3 protein-coding genes are annotated in these 2,883 nt (G+C 63.4%); all 3 read right to left on the bottom strand.

Annotated elements, in window-relative coordinates; all coding sequences use genetic code 11:
• On the bottom strand, positions 1 to 562 hold a 562-nt coding region (locus ACT67G_RS11835), incomplete at its 3' end, for a sigma-70 family RNA polymerase sigma factor (protein ID WP_443664361.1).
• Between the two features lie 66 nt (positions 563 to 628).
• Positions 629 to 1,984: a phosphoglucosamine mutase gene (glmM, locus tag ACT67G_RS11830; protein WP_443664360.1), complete on the bottom strand. Its 1,356-nt coding sequence runs from the start codon at positions 1,982 to 1,984 to the stop codon at positions 629 to 631.
• Between the two features lie 65 nt (positions 1,985 to 2,049).
• Positions 2,050 to 2,883 (bottom strand): Holliday junction branch migration DNA helicase RuvB (gene ruvB, locus ACT67G_RS11825; RefSeq protein WP_443664359.1); only part of this gene is annotated, 834 nt, incomplete at its 5' end.

Raw genomic sequence — 2,883 nt, 5'->3', positions numbered from 1 at the left:
TTGGGGGCTTGCCTACCGTCTCGGCAATTTCCCTGCATGAAAGACCGTCTAAATAATACCCCAAAATCTTCGCTTCGAAGTCGGACAACTGTTTCCGGACACCGGAGAGGATATTGGCGGTGTGCTCCCGGTCAATGAGGAATTCCTCCGGGCTGCACTGGGCCAACGGGTTGCTGCCAGTGGTGTAGGGAGTGCTGTCAAGAAAGGGTGTATCCAACGGGACCGACTGATTGAGCGGTAAATGCTTATCCCGCGCCGCAGCGCGGAGAACGGAGTACAGCCGGTTTCGTATGCAGATTTCCGCGAAGGTCCGGAAAGAGGCGTCCTTCCTGGGATCGTATTCCCGAACCGCTTTGATGAGGCCCACCATCCCCTCCTGGGTGAGATCCTCGCTGTCACCGCCGATCAAAAAGAAGGGGCGGGCACAGGTGCGGACCATCCGGTTATAGCGGGTCACCAGGACCTCCTCCGCCTCCCGGCTTCCAGATGCTGCCAGGGCACAGAGATCCTCGTCACCCAGCTGATCCAGAGGAATCAGGGGGTGCTCATTGCTTTTGCACATAGCCTATTATACCTGCTCGTTCCTAATTCTGTCAAGCAAATTATGAAATCTGCCAGACGAATTTTCTCAAACTTTCTGCGTTTTTATGAAATCCGCCAGTTTCTCCGCCACGGCCTGGGCCTGCTCCGTGGTCTTGGCCTCCACCATGACACGGATCAGCGCCTCCGTGCCGGAGGGGCGCACCAGCACCCGGCCTTCCCCGCCCAGGGCGGCTTCCTCTGCGGCCACGGCCTGCGCCAGGGCCTCCGAGGCCATGATCTTCTCCTTGACGCCGCCGCTGTGGGGCACCTCCACGTTGATGAGCACCTGGGGATAGGTGGCGCAGCCGCTCACCAGCTCCGAGGCCTTCTTGCCGCTGCCCGCCAGCACCTGCAAAAACTGCAGGGCCGTCACCTCGCCGTCGCCGGTGGTCTCCAGGGCGGTGAAGATGGTGTGGCCGGACTGCTCGCCGCCGATGCGGTAGCCGTGGCGCTGCATCTCCTCCAGGACGTTGCGGTCACCCACGGCGGTGCACACCAGGTTGATACCGTGGTTGCGGCAGAACTCATGGAGGCCCAGGTTGCTCATGACGGTGGCCACGATGGTGTTGCCGTCCAGCTTCCCCTTCTCCCGCATGTCCATGGCGCACACGGCCATGACCTTGTCGCCGTCGATGGCGCCGCCGGTCTCGTCCACCAGCAGGCACCGGTCGGCGTCGCCGTCAAAGGCCACGCCGATGTCGTACCCGCCCTTCACCACGGCGGCGGAGAGGCCCTCCATGTGGGTGGAGCCGCAGCCGTTGTTGATGTTGATGCCGTCGGGGGCGGTGTTCAGGAAGTCCACCTGGGCCCGGAACTTGGCAAACAGCTCCGGCGCGGTGGTGCTGGAGGCACCGTTGGCGCAGTCCACCAGGATCTTCAGTCCCGCAAGGTCGGAATCGATGGTGGAGGCCACGAAATCAATATATTCCTGCTTCATCTGGCGCATGCCGTGGCGGCGGCGGCCGATGTCCCCACGGGTGCAGGGGGCCATGGGCTCATCGGAGAGGATCTTGGCCTCGATGCGCTCCTCCGTCTCGTCGGGGAGCTTGTAGCCCTGGCTGTTGAAGACCTTGATGCCGTTGTGCTCATAGGGGTTGTGGGAGGCGGAGATGACGATGCCCGCGTCCGCCTGCTCCCGGATGGTGAGGTAGGCCACGGCGGGAGTGGGAATGGTGCCGACAGGCATCACGTCGCCTCCCTGATCGCAGATGCCCGCCATCAGGGCGGATTCCAGCATGTCGGAGGAAATGCGGGTATCCTTGCCGATCATCAGCACCGGACGGCGGCCCGTCTCCTCCCGCAGCACGCAGGCGATGGACTGTCCCACCCGAAAGGCCATGTCGGCGGTGAGGTTCTCCCCCACCACGCCGCGGATGCCGTCCGTACCAAATAACTTACCCATAGATGATGTTCCCTTTCTGAATAAATATAAAGGATATATCCTTGAAAGTAATTGAAATGCAATCGTTACAGGCTCAGCTGGTCCATGACGGGATCCGCGTCCGCCCCGCCGGGCACCGAGAGGCCCAGATGCTGGTAGGCCTTGTGGGTGACGCAGCGGCCCCGGGGGGTCCGGGTCAAAAAGCCCAGCTGCATGAGATAGGGCTCATACACGTCCTCCAGCGTCACCGCCTCCTCGCCGATGGTGGCCGCCAGGGTCTCCAGGCCCACGGGGCCGCCGCCGTAGTTTTCGATGATGGCCAGAAGCATCCGCCGGTCCACGGGGTCCAATCCCAGGTGGTCGATCTCCAGGGCGCACAGGGCCTGGTCCGCCACCTCCCGGGTGATGACGCCGTCGGCCTTCACCTGGGCGAAGTCCCGCACCCGCCGGAGCATCCGGTTGGCGATACGGGGCGTGCCCCGGGAGCGCCGGGCGATCTCATAGGCGCCCTCCGGCACGATATCCACATCCAGAATGGAGGCAGAGCGGGAGACGATCTTGGCAAGCTCCTCCGGGGTATAGAGCTCCAGCCGCAGCGTCACGCCGAAGCGGTCCCGCAGCGGCGCCGACAGCTGCCCGGCCCGGGTAGTGGCGCCGATGAGGGTGAATTTGGGCAGGTCCAGCCGGATGGAGTTGGCACTGGGGCCCTTGCCCACGATGATGTCCAGGGCATAGTCCTCCATGGCGGGATAGAGGATCTCCTCCACGGAGCGGTTGAGCCGGTGAATCTCGTCCACGAAGAGGATGTCCCCCTCGTTGAGGTTGGTGAGAAGGGCCGCCAGATCCCCCGGCTTTTCAATGGCGGGGCCGGAGGTGATGCGGATGCCCGCCCCCATCTCCTGGGCGATGATGCCCGCCAG

Origin of the sequence: Dysosmobacter sp. (assembly GCF_052306735.1) — a bacterium.
Classification (GTDB): Bacteria; Bacillota; Clostridia; order Oscillospirales; family Oscillospiraceae; genus Oscillibacter.
Note: the sequence above shows the minus strand (reverse complement) of the source record. Positions and strands in the feature narration are given on the sequence as shown.